This is a genomic window from Nonomuraea sp. NPDC003707, assembly GCF_053587055.1.
The window spans coordinates 37,064-52,855 of sequence record NZ_JBSFNK010000015.1 but is presented as its reverse complement, the minus strand read 5'-3'; the positions used below and the strand labels follow the sequence as shown (position 1 = coordinate 52,855).

Below are 15,792 nucleotides of genomic sequence, written 5' to 3'. Positions count from 1 at the left end.
CGTCATCCCTGCGAACCCCACTGCCCTAGAACGAGACCGGATTTGTGATCTGGTGCCCGTTTGTGCGGCGCTTACGGGCCGAACACTACCAGCCCGTTGGCTTTCCGGAACCCGCTTCTGCTGTACCAGGGTTAATACCCGTGAGATCCGTACGTAATCGCCCTGTTACCGAGAGTTCACTAAAAAGGTGGCGCGAGGTCCGAGAGGTCGTTCTCGAAGTCGCTCAGCCACAGCCCGAAGAGCACCAACCCCCGCACCCAGAAACGATCGTTCCAGCCGTTGAACCTGGTCAAAGCGTCGGGACCGCCTGAGACCACCTCGTGCAGCTCGTCCGACAGCAGTCCCGGCACGCTCCTCACCACAGTCTCCAGCATGCGGTGCGAATAATTTCGGGCAGGGGCGGCCGTCGAACGCAGCGGCACCCTTTGGAGCGGCTGCTTGACCACATTCGTCGAGGGGAGTGCGGCCACCCGTGGATTGGCCGCGTGGAGCACTTCGCGGTAGAAACGGCCCTTGTCCTTGCGGGCCACGCCGACCGACAACGCGGCGTCGAAGAAGCGCGGGTCGATGAACGGCGCCGCGAACGACGCCTCGGGCCCCACCAGGTTCACCGCGGAGCGCGCGATGCCGCGCACGGTCCTGGTGTGCAGCACCGACAGCGGCAGTTCGGCGCGGTGCCCGTGGAGCATGGAGGTGGCGGCCAGGAACTGCTCGCGCACGGTCTCCTCCATCCACTGGGCGGCGGCCTTGGACAGGAACGGCTGCGAGGGCGCCCCCAGCGACAGCGAGCCGAGCACGGCCGCCGAGCGCTCGGCCTGCGTCGTGGCCTCCAGCGCGGCCCCGCTGACCATGAAGTTCTTCAGCAGCGGCCCGCCGGCCAGGCCGTCGACCAGGATCCGGCCCGCCTTGTGGACCTCCTTGGCGAAGGGCGCGTACCAGGCGTGGTGCGGCGTCAGGTATTCGAGCCTGCGGGCCACCTCCACGACGTCGTCCGGGTAGTCGGCCGCGTCCTGGGTGATCACCCGGTGGGGGATGCCCAGCTCCCTGGTGATCGACCTGGCGAACGCGATGTCGGTGTCGGTGCCGTCGTCCGGGCTGGTCGTCCAGGACTCGACGTCCATCCCGCGGGCCTTGGCCACGCCGGCCAGCAGCCGCGAGTCGTAGCCGCCGCTGACCGGCACGAGCAGCTTGCGGCCGTCGTAGTCCTGGTAGACCTCGTCGAGCAGCTCGACGATCTCGCGCGGGCTGATCCACCGCTCGTACGGCTCGGAACGCAGCCAGCGCGGCAGCCTGCGCTCGGTCGCGATCCTGTCGTGCCGCCACACCAGGGCGCTGGAGCCGGGCAGCCGCTTGACGCCCGAGTACGGCGTCGCCTCGCCCAGCGGGAACGTGACCTGCAGGATCGACGCCCACGCCGACCAGTCGATCTCGACCGGCACCAGGCTGAGCAGCGGCTGGATCTGCGACGAGAAGTAGACCGCGTCGCCGAGGCGGACGTAGTAGACGTCCACGAGGCCCAGGGCGCCCGTGTGGAGCGTGACACTGTCGGCATCGCCGATCAGCCCGGGAGTCTCGAACGTCTCCGCGACCGTCATCCAGTCGTCGTCGCCGGACGGCTTGCGCTCGCCCCAGGAGAACGCGTACGCGTGCCCCAGGCGGTGGTAGGGCGGCAGCGGCGCCGAGCTGAACAGCGCCGCGTCGGCCGATTGGAGCGCGGGCAGGAGTCTCGGGCCCGCCGCGGTCAGTTTGCCGAGTATGGCGGGGTCGATCCGGCCGAGAGCGCCGCAGACGTAGGGTCGCACGTTGAACTGCACCGGATCTCATCCCTTCGAGACGCTTCAGGCAAAAAGAGTATCCTTTGCCGGGCTGAGGGAGCGGAGGGTCAATTGTCTACGGAGCTGGAAAGCACTCGCCGGGCGTTGCGGGATGCTGTCGCGCAGGCCGAGCGCGCCGCCGAGCTGGCCAGGCTGCTGGACGCCGCCGAGGCCAAGCTGGCCGCCGCCGAGCAGAGCGCCGCGGAGGCCAGGTCGCTGGCCGAGCGGCTGAGCGAGGCCGAGGATCGGCTGGAGGTCGAGCAGGCGGCCGCCGACAAGCTGCGCAGGGAGCTGGCCGAGCAGCGCTTCCAGGCCGAGGTGGCCAACTGGAAGCTGTCCTCGATCAAGGTCGCCCGCTGGAACCGCCTCGGCGACGCGATCAAGAGCGGCAAGAGCAACCCGGTCAGGCTGGCCAAGGGGCTCAGGGGCGCGGCCAAGCCCGTCAAGCGGCCCATCGCGCCCAAGCGCAAGCCCCCCACGGCCGCCAAGGCCAAGGACGAGCGCCCCGGGGCGGCGTTCCAGGCCACCACCACGACCAGGACGCTCGGGGGCGCCTCCTTCAAGCTCAAGCCCTTCCGGGTGCCGACGGGACCCAACACCAGGCCGCACCTGACGGCCGCGGTCATCGCCGACCCGCATGTCGAGGCGCTGCTGCGGTACGAGTGGCGGCAGACGACCGGCTTCACGCCGCGCGACTTCGCCAGGGTGCTCCCGCTGGAGGTGCCGCACCTGCTGGTGGTCGAGTCCGTCGAGCACGGCCCGTGGGCCGAGGAGATCACCGGCGAGCCGGGCGAAGGGCTCAAGGCGCTGCTGGCCTGGTGCGCCGAGCGCGGCATCCGCACGGTCTTCTGGCACACGCGGGGCGACGTGGCCGCGTACGCGGCGGCGGCCGAGCTGTTCGAGCACCGGTTCACGACCGATCTCACGGTGGCCTGGCCGCGGTTGCAGTTCGGGGTGCAGCCGCGGGTGCACAACCCGCTGCCGCTCTCCGGCGGGCGCATCGACCGGCTCCTCACGCTGGACCAGCTCCTGCCCGGGCACCTGACGTACCCCGACGTGCTGACCTCCTACCGCTGGCCGGCCGCGGTGGACTGCCCGCCGGGCACGCCCCAGTGGCGGCTGGCCGAGCTCGCCGCCTGCGGCACGCCCATCGGCACCGAGGCCGACACGCGGCGGGCGCACGTGGCGCTGCGGCGGGCGTACCAGATGGGCACGATGACCGAGCGGGTCGACGAGCTCCTCGACGCGATCGGCCTGCCCAGCGCCCGCGCCACGCTCAACACCTCGGTGCTGCTGCCGATCATGGACCCGTACCTGATGGAGCACGCGCTGGCGCAGGTCGCCAAGCAGTCGGGGGTCGACCAGCTCATCGTCATCGGGCCGCCGGAGTCGGAGCTGCGGGCCCGCGACGTGCTGCCGGATGTGGAGGTCGTCTACCGCCGCCCGCACCCGGCGATGACCGAGGGCGCGATGCTCGACGCCGGCATCGACCTGTGCGAGGCCGACCTGGTGGCGGTCATGGACCCGCGCGACGTCTACGGCCCGCACTACCTGTCGGACCTGCGGCGGGCCTTCCTCTTCAGCACCGCCGACATCGTCGGCAAGGCGGCCTTCTACGCCCACCTCCGCAAGCCGCAGGCCACGCTGCTCAAGCAGCCCGAGGCCGAGTACGCCTACCTCCCCGAGATCGCCGGGGCGACCCTCCTGGCCCGCCGCAACACCCTGCGTGAGATCGGTTTCGCCGACCTCACGGACGGGTGGGACGAGGTGCTCATGCGGCAGTGCCGGACGGACGGGATCAAGGTGTTCTCGGCCGACCGGTTCGGCTACGTGCGGGTACGCGACGAGGACCGCTGGCTGCTCGGGGCGGCCCACCTGGTCGAGTACGGCTCCGCCGAGCCGCACGCGCTCATCTGAGCCCCCGGGCTAGGGTTCGGCCATGACACCCTCAGAACTGGCCAACGAACTGGCCGAGGTGCTGGGGGAGCCGCCGGTGCCCGAGGGGACGTGGGAGGGGGAGGCCGTCTACGTCTCCGCCGCGGCGCTGCGCCGGAAGGTCCCTGCCGAGCCGCTCGCCGGGCGGGTGCGGGAGCTGGACGGGGTGTCCCTGGTGGAGGTCCGGCGGGACGGGTTCCTGCGGATCGTGGTCGGCGAGCCGGGGGAGCTGGTGGCGGGCGTCGAGCCGCTCGACATCCCGGAGCCCCCGTGGCCGGACTTCCCGCGGACCTGGGACAACCCGGGGTTCGTGGTGCGGTACGGGCACGCCCGGGCCCGCGCGGTGCTCAGGTGGGCGCGGGAGCTGGGGGTGCCTTGCGAGGGGTTCAGGGGGGAGCTGCTCGACGGCCCGTACGACCGGCGGGTGCTGCGGGTGCTGGCCGAGCTGCCCGGCCGGAAGGTGAGCAGGGAGCCGGGGTGGGAGACATACCTCGTGCGGCTGGCTCTGGCCTATCACGACGCGCACGAGCACGCGCCCGCCGTCCCGGTCGGCGACGAGGCGCCGGGGCCGGTGCACACGGCGCGGGTGCGGCTGGCCGAGGCTGTGACGGGTGTGCTTCCTGGGCCGGAACGGATGTAGCGGGTCGCAAAATATTCGGCCAAACGGCGAAAAATCGTAAAAATATCCCTTCTGGTGCTTGATCGCGTCTCGATACGTGGGCAGAGGGTCATGGCTTAGTTGCGGTTCCGATAGCCTCGATCAGGTGAGTCGATTCGTCCATCCCGCCGGGGACCGGCACGCCGAGATGCTGCCCCACGAGCGCCCTCCGCTGGCGCCCGCCGACCTCAACCGGATCAACCCGGCGATCTGGCCGCGAACGTCGACCCGGACCGATGGCACGCTCACTGTCGGCGGCGTCGACGTGCGCGAGCTGGCTCGCGAGCACGGCACGCCGCTCTACGTCCTCGACGAGGACGACGTGCGCTCGCGCATGCGCGACTACGCCACGGCCTTCGCCGGCTCCGAGGTCCATTACGCGGGCAAGGCGTTCCTGTGCAAGGAGATCGTCCGCTGGCTCGACGACGAGGGCCTCGGGCTCGACGTGGCCAGCGGTGGCGAGCTGGCGGTGGCGCTCAGCGTCGGGTTCCCGCCCGAGCGCATCACCATGCACGGCAACAACAAGTCCGTCTCCGAGCTGACCAGGGCGCTGGAGGTCGGGGTCGGCCACGTCGTGGTCGACTCGTACGAGGAGATCGCCCGGCTCGGCCACCTCGCCCAGCAGCTGGGCAAGCGGCCCAAGGTGATGATCCGGGTGACCACCGGGGTCGAGGCGCACACGCACGAGTTCATCGCGACGGCGCACGACGACCAGAAGTTCGGGCTGTCGCTCAACACCGGGGCGGCCGCGGAGGCCGTACGCCGGATCCTCGCCCTGCCGCAGCTCGAGCTCGTCGGGCTCCACTCGCACATCGGCTCCCAGATCGTCGACACGGCCGGGTTCGAGGTGGCGGCCAGGCGCCTGACCGCGCTGCTCGTGCAGATCAAGGACGAGCACGGCGTCGTGCTGCCCGAGCTCGACCTGGGCGGCGGCTACGGCATCGCCTACGTCGAGGGCGACGAGGCGCCCGACATCAAGGAGCTGGCCGACGGGCTGCGCGAGATCGTCACCAAGGTGTGCACGGACGCCGGCCTGCCGGTGCCCAGGCTGACCGTGGAGCCGGGGCGCACCATCGTCGGGCCCGGCGGCATCACCCTCTACTCGGTCGGCACCGTCAAGGACGTCGAGGGCCTGCGCACGTACGTGAGCATCGACGGCGGCATGAGCGACAACGTGCGCACCGCCCTCTACGGCGCCGAATACACGGCGGCGCTGGTCAGCCGCGAGAGCACCGCCGAGCCCATGCTCAGCCGCCTGGTCGGCAAGCACTGCGAGAGCGGCGACATCATCGTGCGCGACTTCCACCTGCCCGCGGACCTCGCCCCCGGCGACCTGATCGCGGTGGCGGCCACCGGCGCCTACTGCCGGTCGCTGGCCAGCAACTACAACTACCTGCCCAGGCCCGCCGTGGTCGCCGTCTCCGGCGGCAAGTCGCGCGTGATCGTGCAGGGCGAGACCGAGGACGACCTGTTGAGGGGGCAGCTGTGAAACCGCTGAAAGTGGCGCTGCTGGGCTGCGGCGTCGTCGGCTCGCAGGTCATCAGGCTCATGCACGAGCAGGCCGCCGACCTGGCCGCGCGCATCGGCGCCCCGCTGGAGCTGGCCGGCGTCGCCGTACGCCGGCTCGGCCGCAAGCGCGACGTCGAGGTGGACCCCTCGCTGCTCACCACCGACGCCGAGGCGCTGGTCACGCGCGACGACGTCGACATCGTCATCGAGGTCATCGGCGGCATCGAGCCCGCCCGCGCGCTGATCGTCGCGGCCCTGTCCAAGGGCAAGTCCGTGGTCACCGCCAACAAGGCGCTGCTGGCCGAGGACGGCGGCACCCTGCACGAGGCCGCCAGGCAGGGCAACGGCGACCTCTACTTCGAGGCCAGCGTGGCCGGCGCCATCCCGCTGCTGCGCCCCCTGCGCGAGTCGCTGGCGGGCGACCACGTCAAGCGCGTGCTCGGCATCGTCAACGGCACCACCAACTACATCCTCGACAAGATGGACACCACGGGCGCGTCCTTCACCGACGCCCTGGAGGAGGCCCAGACGCTCGGCTACGCGGAGGCCGACCCGACGGCCGACGTCGAGGGCTTCGACGCCGCCGCCAAGGCCGCCATCCTGGCCGGGCTCGCCTTCCACAGCCGCGTCACGGCCGCCGAGGTGCACCGCGAGGGCATCACCGATATCACCGCCACCGACGTGGCCTCGGCCAAGGCCATGGGCTACGTCATCAAGCTGCTGGCCATCTGCGCCCGCTCCGACGACGGCCGCTCGTTCGGGGTGCGGGTGCATCCCGCGATGATCCCGCGCTCGCATCCGCTGGCCGGGGTGCGGGAGGCGTACAACGCGGTCTTCGTGGAGGCGGAGTCGGCGGGGCAGCTGATGTTCTACGGCAAGGGGGCGGGCGGGGCGCCGACGGCCTCCGCGGTCCTCGGCGACCTGGTGGCCGTCGCCCGCAACCGCCTGGCGGGCACGCGCGGGCCGGAGGAGTCGACGTACGCGGACCTGGTGGCCCATCCCATGGGCGACACGGTCACGCGCTGCCACGTGGCGCTCGACGTGGCCGACAAGCCGGGCGTGCTGGCGCGGGTGGCGGAGCTGTTCGCCAAGCACGACGTGTCGATCCAGACGGTGCGCCAGGAGGGGCACGGCGACGACGCCCAGCTCGTCATCGTCACCCACCGCGCCACGGACGCCGCGCTGTCGGCGACCATGGAGGGGCTGCGCGAGCTGGACATCGTCCGCGCCGTCGCCGGCGTGATGCGCGTGGAGGGCGACGACTAGCCTTCGCGCGCGGGGGAGTCGTCGGGGAAGGCCAGGCCGCGGACCTTGCGGACGGCTCGCTTGAGCACCGTGCGGTTCTGGGCGCGGGCGAGGCGGACCGCCTCCCTGCGCCAGGCCTCGGCCTTCTCGCGCCAGCGCGCCGCGTCCCTGGCGTTCTTGCCCGTCTCCCGCCGCAGTTGCGCGAGCTCCGCGCGGAGGGCGGCGGTGCGCTTGCGGTAGAGGGCGATCTTCTTCTCGTGCTCGGCGCTGAGCCGGTCGAGCTCCGGGACGGGCCTCTTGCGCGGCGGGTAGACGGCGGGGCGGCGCTTGAATCCCCAGCTCTCCCCGTCCAGCCACTCCAGGCCGAAGAGGGCGTCGATCAGGTCGTCCCACTCGTCGTCAGGGGCGGCCACCAGGGCGGCTCTCGACTCGGCTGCCGTGCGGTCCAGCCTGGCCATCGTGACGCCGTGCGCCGTCTCGTCCAGGGCCAGGCAGAGGGCGCCCAGGTCGTACTGCTCCATGTGGTCCACCAGGCGTTCCACCGTGTCCTCCGACGGGACCCAGCCGGGCGGCACCGAGAGCCGGAACGGGGCCGTCCCCTCCAGGGGTTCGGTCAGGTGGACGCGGGGGTCGCCGGCGAAGTTGGCCTGGATGAGGCGGAGGTCGAGGTGCGGGTCGGCGAGCGGGGAGCGGCGTTCGGCCGTCAGGGACTCCCAGGGGCCGGGGACGGTGACCCTGACGTCCGGGATCGTGCCGGCCAGGAGGCCGTCCACCGTCGCCCGCACGTCCTCGTACGGGCCCGCCGGCACCGTCGCGTCCACGTACGGCACCAGCCACTGGCGGCCCGGATCCGTGCGGAGATAGCGGCGGTAGGGGACCCGGTCGGCGACGAAAGGGTCGTTGTAGCGCTTGAGCGCCGCGAAGTCGCGCATCGCCGTCGGCAGCCCGACGTGCCAGGCACGGGATTCCGGGTCCGGGACGAACACCACGCCCGCCTGGGTGAGCCGGTAGCCCAGCTCGGTGTCCTCGGCCAGCACCAGGGAGGTGTCCAGGCCGCCGATCGAGCGCAGGAGCCCGGCCGGGTACGACGCCGTGGCGCCCACGTGGATGCGGGTGGCCAGGGAGCTGGGGGCGGTACGCAGGCCGTCGTGGTCGTGGATGATCTGCTCGGCCCAGTCGTGGCGGTGCGGTGACAGCGGGAAGAGCTCGCCCTCCTCGTCCGACTCCAGCGCCTGGCGTACCTGCTCCTGCGTCGGGAGGTCGGTCGCGGCGGTGAAGTCGATCCAGCCCAGGACCACCACGTACGGGGCCAGGTGGTGCCAGCGCAGCTGGGCCTCCACGTGGCGCCGGTGCGGGACCATGTCGGCGTCCAGGACGAGGACGACCTCGCCGGTCGCCGTGTCCAGACCCGTCTGAACGGCCCACGCCCGGCCCCAGCCGCCCGGCGGGCTGGAGATCAGCTTGGTCCTGGCCGGGACGAGCTCCGGGAGGTGGATCGGGGTGGCGCTGCCGTCGTCCACCACGATGACGTCGAGCAGGTGCTCGGGGTAGCTCTGGGCGGACAGGGCCGCCAGGGTGAGGTCCAGCGTCTCCTGGCGGTCGTGGGCCGGGATGACGACGGTGACGGTGAGCGTGGGCTCCCAGGCGCCCAGGGCGGGCGGCGCGAGGACGCCGAAGTCGTTGCGGCGGATGCGGGGGATGCCGGTCATGGGAGAGGGCTCCCGTCCAGGGCCATGAGGGCGTTCGGGCGGAAGCCGCGCCACTGCTGTCTGTTGCGCTGTAGGAACGTCCCGATCGGCTCCTGCCAGGTGTGGTTGGCCGCCGGGCCCCTGCGCAGGATGTAGCCGAGCCCGTGCGTACGGTAGATCTGGCCCCCGGCCGCCTGCAGGGCCTCCTGGAACTGGGTGTCCACCGAGCGCCGCAACGGCCGGAACCCGCCCACCGCCTGGAAGGCCGAGCGCTCCACCAGGATCGTCCCGCCGGCGACGAAGCTGGTGATCTGCTCGGTGACCTGCCTGCGGTGCACGGTGACGTCGATGGACGTCAGGTACACGAACTCCGGCACCGTGCCCACCACCTGGGCGCCCGAGTAGGAGTGCGCCAGCAGCAGGTCGGACAGGAAGTCGGGGCCGTACCAGTCGTCGTCGTCCATCTTCAGCAGGAACGAACCCGAGGCCATGGCGGCCGCGTGGTTCAGCACCTCGCCGAACACGTCCTGGCGATCCGCCTCGAACACGGTCAGCTGGCCCTCGAACGCCTCGATCGCCTTGGCCACGTCCGGGTGGCCCTTCGGGACGCCGTGCAGGGCGAGGATCACCTCGAGCTCGGCACCGCGCTGGCGGGCGACCTGGTCGAGCGCGAACGACACCATGTCGGTGCGGCGCGTGGCCAGCAGGACCGAGGTGAGCGGGGGCGCGGGAGCGGGCGCGCCGAGCTGTTCCCACCTCGCGGCGACGCCGTGCGTACGGAGCGCGGCGCGGCGCAGGCGGATGCTGTGCTCCTCGCGCCGGAGGTCGTCCGAGAGGTCCGGGCAGTGCTCGACGAGCTCGACGATCTCCTCGCCGAGCGCTCCCGCCCAGCGCGGCACGGCCTGCGCGCGCAGCGGCACCCCGGCGGCGGCCAGGCCGGTCAGCACCCGTACGGCGGCCAGGGGACCGCTGTGCGCGTGCCGCCAGTCCACGTCGACGCCGCGGATCTGGCGGAGCCTGGCCACGTCGGCGTCGGTGACCCCGCCGGACTCGGCGAACGACGTCACGACCTTGTCGTCCAGCACCACCGACCACCGGCCGTCCCGTTCCACCAGGGCGGCCAGGCCACGGGAGGGGGTGGTGACGAAACCTTGGGGGTTCACGAGGCGTTCGTCCACGGGCGGGACCATGGAGGGCTCGCCCAGCACGTCGGGATCGGCCAGCGGGGAGTCGGCCATGCCCGGCCGTCCGAGGTGCTCCCAGGTCACCGCCCGCAACGTCGGCCGCTCGATGGGCGTCTGGTCCCCTGCCCACTCCACGGTTTCGGCGTCGTCGTCGGCCGGTGCCGCGGCGTCCTGAATGGCGCTCGCACTCTCCATCGACGGGTGGCCGAGGGTGCGCAGGACCACGTCGCTGCCCGGCGCGCCGACCCGTTCGGGCACCGGGCCGGTCACCTCGGCGGGGGTCGCGTTGGGGTCGCCGGGGCGCCAGTCGGCCGCCCCGACGCCCGCGATCGCCGCCGCCGGGGCCGCGATCACGTCGAGGCGGTGGCCCGCGAACGCCCGCGCCGTCGCGGTCACGGTACGGCCCGCGGGCGTGACGGAGGAGAACCGGGCGTCGACCACCCAGACCCGGTTCCTGGGCTGGTAGACCCGCAGATCCGTCAAGGACCGCCACCGGTGCGCGGGGGTGGGGGTGGGGACCGGTGCGGGGTGGGCGGCGGGCGTGTCGAGCACGGCCACGACCACCCGCTCGGCATGTGGCAGCAGCTTGTGCAGGGTCGCGATCCTGCGCAGGTCGGCCGGTGTCCTGGCGAGCACGAGGACCTCGCCCACCTGCTCGGCCTCGTGGGGCGGCTCCAGCAGGTCCCGATCGAGGTCCACCACCTGCCGGGCCTCGCAGGACGTTCCCGAGGAGCGCCGGCGGGCGGTCGCGCCAACCCCGGCGGGTGTGGCGTAGAGGGGGGCGACGTCGTCGATCCCGGCGAAGAAGACCCGCGCTCCGGGCAGCTCCGCCAGCAGTTGACGGATCATCCGGCGCTCCGCAGGTGCCTGATCAGCGAGCTCAGCCCGCCCCGTCCCGCGGCCTCGTCGGCGGGCGGCTCGGCGGACAACCGTTCGACCTCGGCCGCGAGCCGCTCCACCTCCGTCCGCAGCTCCTTGACCTCCCGCTGCCGCTCCCCGGCCAGCGCCCGCCATTTCGCGGGCTCGCCGGCCAGCGGCTCGGCCTCCTCCGCCGGCGCGAACCCGTACTCGCTCCCGCTGACCCACTCCGACCCGAACATCTCGTCCACCAGGTCGTCGTCCCGGCCCTCGTGGAGCGCGGCGCGGGAGAAGGCGGCCGTGCGCTCCAGGCGGGCGGCCGCGACCCCGGAGGCGTCCTCCGACAGCGCGACGCTGACCAGGCCGAGCAGGTCGCCGTCCGCGTGGCTCAGCAGCCTGGAAAGCGTGTCGGCGCCCAGTGTCCACCCGGTGGGAACGCGGAGCAGGAAGGGGGCGGGCGCGGCGGAGGCGGGTACGCTCTCCGCGAACATGACCCGGGGCTCGTGCGCGTAGAGATTGTGCAGCAGGCGCAGGTCGAGGAGGGGGTCGTCGAGGCTGGAGCGGCGTTCGCCGGTCAGCTTGGCCCAGGGGCCGACGAGGGTGACGGCCGCGTCGGCGAGGGTGCCCGCGAGGGCCGAGTCGACGCTCGCCCGCGTCTGCTCGTAGGTGGTCGCCGTCACGACGACCTGGACGTACGGCACCCGCCAGTGACGCCGGGGATGGCTGCGCAGCCAGCGCAGATCGGGGATGAGATCGCCCAGGAAGGACCAGTTGTGCCGGTGCACCTCCTTCTCCCGCAGCATCACGGTGGAGGCGCCGACGTGCCAGGCCCTGGCCTGCGCGTCGGGGACGAACACCGCCCCCGCCTGCGCCAGCCGGTATCCGAGCTCGGTGTCCTCCGCCATGTTCAGGGAGGTGTCCACGCCGCCCGCCGCGCGCAGCAGCTCGGCCCGTACGGACGTGGACGCGCCCGTGTGCAGCAGGTACGCGCTCGCGCCCGCGTCCTTGAGCCACCGGGTCGACTCCAAGGTCTTCCTCGTGTACTCGGACTGGACGCCCTCCTCGCCCGGCTCCTCGACGAACCGGACGTCCCCGATCACCACCGCGTGGTCGATCAGGTGGTGCCAGCGCATGTGCGCCTCGATGTGGTCGTCCGCGAGGAGCATGTCGGAGTCGAGCCAGTGGATCACGTCCCCGGTGGCCGCGAGCTGCCCGGCCTGCCGGGCCGCGCCGCGTCCCCACCCGTCGGCCACGCGTACCACCCGCGCGCCCGCCACCTCCAGCGGCGGCTCGCTGCCGTCGTCCGCGACCACGACCTCGACCAGTTCGGCCGGGTACGTCTGCCGCGCCAGCGCCGGGACCGTGCGCTCCAGCGCCTCCGCGCAGTCGTAGGCCGGGATGACCACGGAAACCCGCAGCGTGGGCTCCCACGCCCCCACCGCCGGCGGCCGCAGCGCCCCGTAGTCGTTGTGCCTGACCCGCGTCATACGGAGTCCCTGGCCAGCGCGCGAACCTCCGCGCGCAGCTCCTCCACCTCTCGCGCCCGCGCCATGGCGTTGACCCGGTCCTCCCCGAGCGAGGCCAGGATGGCGCCGAGGTCGTCGGCCCGCCGTCCGGCGGAGTCCTCGACGGCCTGCACCAGCAGGTCCAGCCTGGTCTCGATGTTCTTGAGTGCGGTCGTGGTCCTCGCCAGCTCGGCCTCGTACTTCTTGATCCGCAGATCGATGCGGCGCGCCTTGCCGTCGAGGCGGCGCACGGTGAGCACGAGGAAGGCGAGGGCCGCCAGGGTGACCAGGAAGGCCACCGTGACCGCTGCCGCGCCGAAAGTGATCAGGCCGGCGAGGATGAGCAGGGCGAGCACGCCGGCGGTGAGAGCTGCGAGGAGTGCGGCGGTCGCTGCCAGTCGGCGGGGCGAGAGCATCCGCGCATACCTTTCGTTTGGAACATCAGAGGCGTCGAGGACATCACGGGATTATTGACACCTTAATAAACAACAGGCACCTACCGTGCCACACCTTCCTGGAGGAAAACTGAGAATCACCTCCACTCCACCTGCGGCGTAGGGCCTGCCGAATGTGGAGGCCGCGTCTACCAGTGAGTAAAACGGGCGTAAGGTAGGCGCCGACCAAGTCCCAAGGAGGCCCATGTCCATCACCCCTTGTGGCTTCGCTCGTACGCCGGAGAAGGGGCTGGCCCGCCTGCACTGGGCGCATGACGGCTGGGCGGTGGAGGGCCGGCGCCCCGATGTGCCCGCGCTGCGCCCGCTGCGCGGTCTGGAGATCGAGTGGCCCGCCGCCGAGGTGCCCTTGGAGGGATTGCTGCGGCTGGCGGCCGCCGGGGTCCCGCTGACCGCCGACCGCGCCGCGCCGTGGGTGCCCGGCGACCTCGCCGCGCTGCTCACCGACCGCGACTGGCTCGGCCACGCGGCCGACGGGACCGCGCGTTCGCTGGCCGACCTGCGGCGGGAGGAGCACAGCGTACGCCTGCGCCGCGTGGGGCACCGCGTCTCCAGGCCCTCGGTCAGCCCTTCGGTGAGCATTGTGATGTCGAGCAAGCGGCCGGGGATGGTGGGGACGGCGCTGACCCAGATGGGCCGGCAGCGGGACGTCGAGGTCGAGGTGCTGCTTGGGCTGCACGGGGTGGGCTTCGAGGAGGTGCGGGAGGCGGTCGAGTCGTGTTCGCTGCCCGTGAAATGGATCGAGGTCCCGCAGGACGTTCCGTTCGGAGAGGTGCTCAACCGGTCGGCGGCCCTGGCGCGCGGCGACTACCTGGTGAAATGGGATGACGACGACTGGTACGGGCCGCGCCACCTGGGGGATCTGCTCATGGCGCTGGCGTACTCGGGGGCCGACGTGGTGGGGACGACGGCCGAGTTCTTCTACCTGGAGCCGCTGCGGGCCACGGTGCGGCGGACGACTTTCGCGAGTGGGGCGGCGTATCCGAGCGAGGTGTGGGCCGATCATGTGGCCGGAGGGACGATCTTGATTTCCCGGGCGAAATTTCAAGAAATTGGGGGATTTCCTAGGCTATCGCGGGCAGTTGATCTCGAGTTTCTCAAAGCAGCGCAAAAGGCTGGAGCGCGTGTCTACCGTACCCACGGGCTGGGCTACGTCCTGCGTCGGGGGCTCGGCGACGAGCACACCTGGCAGCTGCCCCTCGCCCACTTCCTCAAGGTGGCCGCCAACCAGTGGCGCGGCTTCCGCCCGAGCCTGCTGATGGAAGCCGCATGACCACCGATGTCACCGGTGCGGCCAGGGTGCGCGGCAACGACTACCGGACCCTCGAACCCCTCCAGGAAGACCTCACCCCGGAGCTCACGGTCAGCGTGGTCATCCCGGCCTACGGCGGGCAGGACAAGCTCGACCTGGTGCTCGCCGGGCTGGCCGGGCAGACGTACCCGGCGGAGCTGACCGAGGTCATCGTCGTCGACAACGGCAGCGCGCCCCCGCTGCGCCTGCCCGCCGTCCGCCCGGAGCGGACGCGCCTGATCGTCTGCGCGGAGCCGGGCCGGGCCAGCGCCCGCAACGCCGGGCTGGCCGAGGCGACCGGCGACGTGATCCACTGGCTCGACTCCGACGTGGTGCTCACCCCGGGCGCGATCGCGGCCCACATGCGCTGGCACCACGCCGCCCCCTACCTGGTCGTCACCGGCTACATCCGCTTCACCGACGCCGAGGTGCCACGCGAGCTCCCCGACGACCTGGAGAGGCACTTCGAACCCGCGGAGCCGCACGCCTGGATCGTCGATCTCGTCGAGCGCACCGACGGCCTCACCGACAACCCCCAGCGCCCGTTCAGCCTGCACGTCGGGGGCGCGACCTCGGTCAACGCCCGGCTGATCGAGGCCGCCGGGCCCATGGACGACGAGCTGATCCTGGGCCAGGACACCGAGATGGGTTACCGGCTCGGCCAGGCGGGCGCCGTCTTCGTGCCGGAGGCGTCGGCCCGCGCCTACCACCTCGGGCCCACCATGCGGATGCGCGGCAAACAGCCGATCGACCGGGTGAGCCACGCGTTCGTGGCCGACCGCATCCCGGCCTACCGGTGGTTGCGTGGGCATCCCGGGCGGCAGTGGAAGGTGCCGTACGTCACCGTGGTGGTGGACGGCACGGCGGGCTACGACTCGGTGCGCGCGACGGTGGACGCGCTGCTCGCCGGCACGTTACCCGACCTGTCCGTGCTCGTCCTCGGGCCCTGGGACACCCTCGACCGCGACCGTCGCTCCCCCCTGCAAGATCCCGACCTCGACCTGGTGCTGGTCCAGGGCCACTATCGCCATGAAGGCCGGGTACGCCTGTCCGCCACGGACTCCGTCGACCCCGCCGTGCCCTTCGTGCTGCGCCTGCCGTCCGGCTGGGTCCCCGGCGAGGACTCGCTCGCCCGCCTGCTCGACCTGGCCCGCGACGAGGGGCTCGGCCTGGTGAACGTGCTGCTCCGCGAGTCGTCCCAGGGGGTCCTCGCGGCCCGCCTGGAACGCGCGTCAGCCTTCGCCCGGGCCCGCATCGTGGTGACGCCGGGGGAGGACCTGGACGACGCGGTGGACTCGGTGTCGGGCGTCACCTGGGTGGAGGCGGAGACGTACGGCTTCACGACCGAGCCGGGGGCGATCCTCGGGCGGCGGGGGGCGTACCGGGCGCGCCTGGAGGCGCAGGCCGAGACGGCCCGGCTGGCCAAGGAGGCGGAGCGGCTGCGGGCGCAGGTGGCCAAGTGGCGGGACGAGGCGGGGCGCTGGCGCAAGTCGACCGTGGAGCTGCGGCGCGAGGTCGGCACGCTGCGCCGCCAGCTGGCCGCCGCCGGCCGCGCCCAGCAGAGCCTGCGGGTCCTGGTGTCGACGACCATGAAACGAGCCTTGCGCAAACGCCTGCGCGGCTGACCCGCCCGCCCCTTCGCGTGTCCGGGGG

11 protein-coding genes are annotated in these 15,792 nt (G+C 72.3%); 6 read left to right on the top strand and 5 right to left on the bottom strand.

Features of this window, described 5'->3' with window-relative positions:
- Nucleotides 1–179: 179 nt before the first annotated feature.
- Entirely contained in the window at nucleotides 180–1,814 is a 1,635-nt protein-coding gene (locus tag ACWDRB_RS33990) for an asparagine synthetase B family protein (RefSeq protein WP_449900614.1), read from the bottom strand.
- A 72-nt stretch (nucleotides 1,815–1,886) separates the two neighbouring features.
- Between ACWDRB_RS33990 and ACWDRB_RS33985 the strand changes: the two genes are divergently transcribed.
- The 4 genes from ACWDRB_RS33985 (at nucleotide 1,887) to ACWDRB_RS33970 (ending at nucleotide 7,182) form a co-directional block, all read left to right on the top strand.
- Nucleotides 1,887–3,731: a hypothetical protein gene (locus ACWDRB_RS33985; RefSeq protein WP_449900612.1), complete on the top strand. Its 1,845-nt coding sequence runs from the start codon at nucleotides 1,887–1,889 to the stop codon at nucleotides 3,729–3,731.
- Between the two features lie 22 nt (nucleotides 3,732–3,753).
- A complete protein-coding gene (locus ACWDRB_RS33980) occupies nucleotides 3,754–4,389 on the top strand; it encodes an anticodon-binding protein (RefSeq protein ID WP_449900610.1) in 636 nt (211 codons plus the stop codon).
- Between the two features lie 124 nt (nucleotides 4,390–4,513).
- A complete protein-coding gene (lysA, locus tag ACWDRB_RS33975) occupies nucleotides 4,514–5,896 on the top strand; it encodes a diaminopimelate decarboxylase (protein ID WP_449900608.1) in 1,383 nt (460 codons plus the stop codon).
- Nucleotides 5,893–7,182: a homoserine dehydrogenase gene (locus ACWDRB_RS33970; RefSeq protein ID WP_449900606.1), complete on the top strand. Its 1,290-nt coding sequence runs from the start codon at nucleotides 5,893–5,895 to the stop codon at nucleotides 7,180–7,182. Before lysA ends, ACWDRB_RS33970 begins: the two co-directional genes overlap by 4 nt.
- On the opposite strand, the gene ACWDRB_RS33965 is transcribed toward ACWDRB_RS33970, so the two are convergent.
- Genes ACWDRB_RS33965 through ACWDRB_RS33950 form a run of 4 tightly spaced genes read right to left on the bottom strand, consistent with a single transcriptional unit; the run spans nucleotide 7,179 to nucleotide 12,812 of the window.
- Nucleotides 7,179–8,870 carry a glycosyltransferase gene (locus ACWDRB_RS33965; RefSeq protein WP_449900604.1) on the bottom strand — a complete coding sequence of 564 codons (1,692 nt, stop codon included), beginning with the start codon at nucleotides 8,868–8,870 and terminating at the stop codon, nucleotides 7,179–7,181. The two genes, ACWDRB_RS33970 and ACWDRB_RS33965, sit on opposite strands and share 4 nt — an antisense overlap.
- Entirely contained in the window at nucleotides 8,867–10,882 is a 2,016-nt protein-coding gene (locus ACWDRB_RS33960) for a glycosyltransferase (RefSeq protein ID WP_449900602.1), read from the bottom strand. The genes ACWDRB_RS33965 and ACWDRB_RS33960 overlap by 4 nt, the downstream gene beginning before the upstream one ends.
- Entirely contained in the window at nucleotides 10,879–12,378 is a 1,500-nt protein-coding gene (locus tag ACWDRB_RS33955) for a glycosyltransferase (protein ID WP_449900597.1), read from the bottom strand. Before ACWDRB_RS33955 ends, ACWDRB_RS33960 begins: the two co-directional genes overlap by 4 nt.
- A complete protein-coding gene (locus tag ACWDRB_RS33950; protein ID WP_449900595.1) occupies nucleotides 12,375–12,812 on the bottom strand; it encodes a hypothetical protein in 438 nt (145 codons plus the stop codon). Before ACWDRB_RS33950 ends, ACWDRB_RS33955 begins: the two co-directional genes overlap by 4 nt.
- A gap of 223 nt (nucleotides 12,813–13,035) precedes the next feature.
- On the opposite strand from ACWDRB_RS33950, the gene ACWDRB_RS33945 reads away from it, so the two are divergent.
- Nucleotides 13,036–14,121 carry a glycosyltransferase family 2 protein gene (locus tag ACWDRB_RS33945; protein WP_449900593.1) on the top strand — a complete coding sequence of 362 codons (1,086 nt, stop codon included), beginning with the start codon at nucleotides 13,036–13,038 and terminating at the stop codon, nucleotides 14,119–14,121.
- Complete coding sequence (locus tag ACWDRB_RS33940; RefSeq protein ID WP_449900590.1) at nucleotides 14,118–15,764, top strand: glycosyltransferase; 1,647 nt, start codon at nucleotides 14,118–14,120, stop codon at nucleotides 15,762–15,764. The genes ACWDRB_RS33945 and ACWDRB_RS33940 overlap by 4 nt, the downstream gene beginning before the upstream one ends.
- Nucleotides 15,765–15,792 lie beyond the last annotated feature (28 nt).

Coding starts and splice junctions, on each gene's coding strand:
- ACWDRB_RS33955 (WP_449900597.1), bottom strand. CDS start 12,378: ATGACGCGGGTCAGGCACAACGACTACGGGGCGCTGCGGCCGCCGGCG.
- ACWDRB_RS33960 (WP_449900602.1), bottom strand. CDS start 10,882: ATGATCCGTCAACTGCTGGCGGAGCTGCCCGGAGCGCGGGTCTTCTTC.
- ACWDRB_RS33940 (WP_449900590.1), top strand. CDS start 14,118: ATGACCACCGATGTCACCGGTGCGGCCAGGGTGCGCGGCAACGACTAC.
- ACWDRB_RS33945 (WP_449900593.1), top strand. CDS start 13,036: ATGTCCATCACCCCTTGTGGCTTCGCTCGTACGCCGGAGAAGGGGCTG.
- ACWDRB_RS33965 (WP_449900604.1), bottom strand. CDS start 8,870: ATGACCGGCATCCCCCGCATCCGCCGCAACGACTTCGGCGTCCTCGCG.
- ACWDRB_RS33980 (WP_449900610.1), top strand. CDS start 3,754: ATGACACCCTCAGAACTGGCCAACGAACTGGCCGAGGTGCTGGGGGAG.
- ACWDRB_RS33950 (WP_449900595.1), bottom strand. CDS start 12,812: ATGCTCTCGCCCCGCCGACTGGCAGCGACCGCCGCACTCCTCGCAGCT.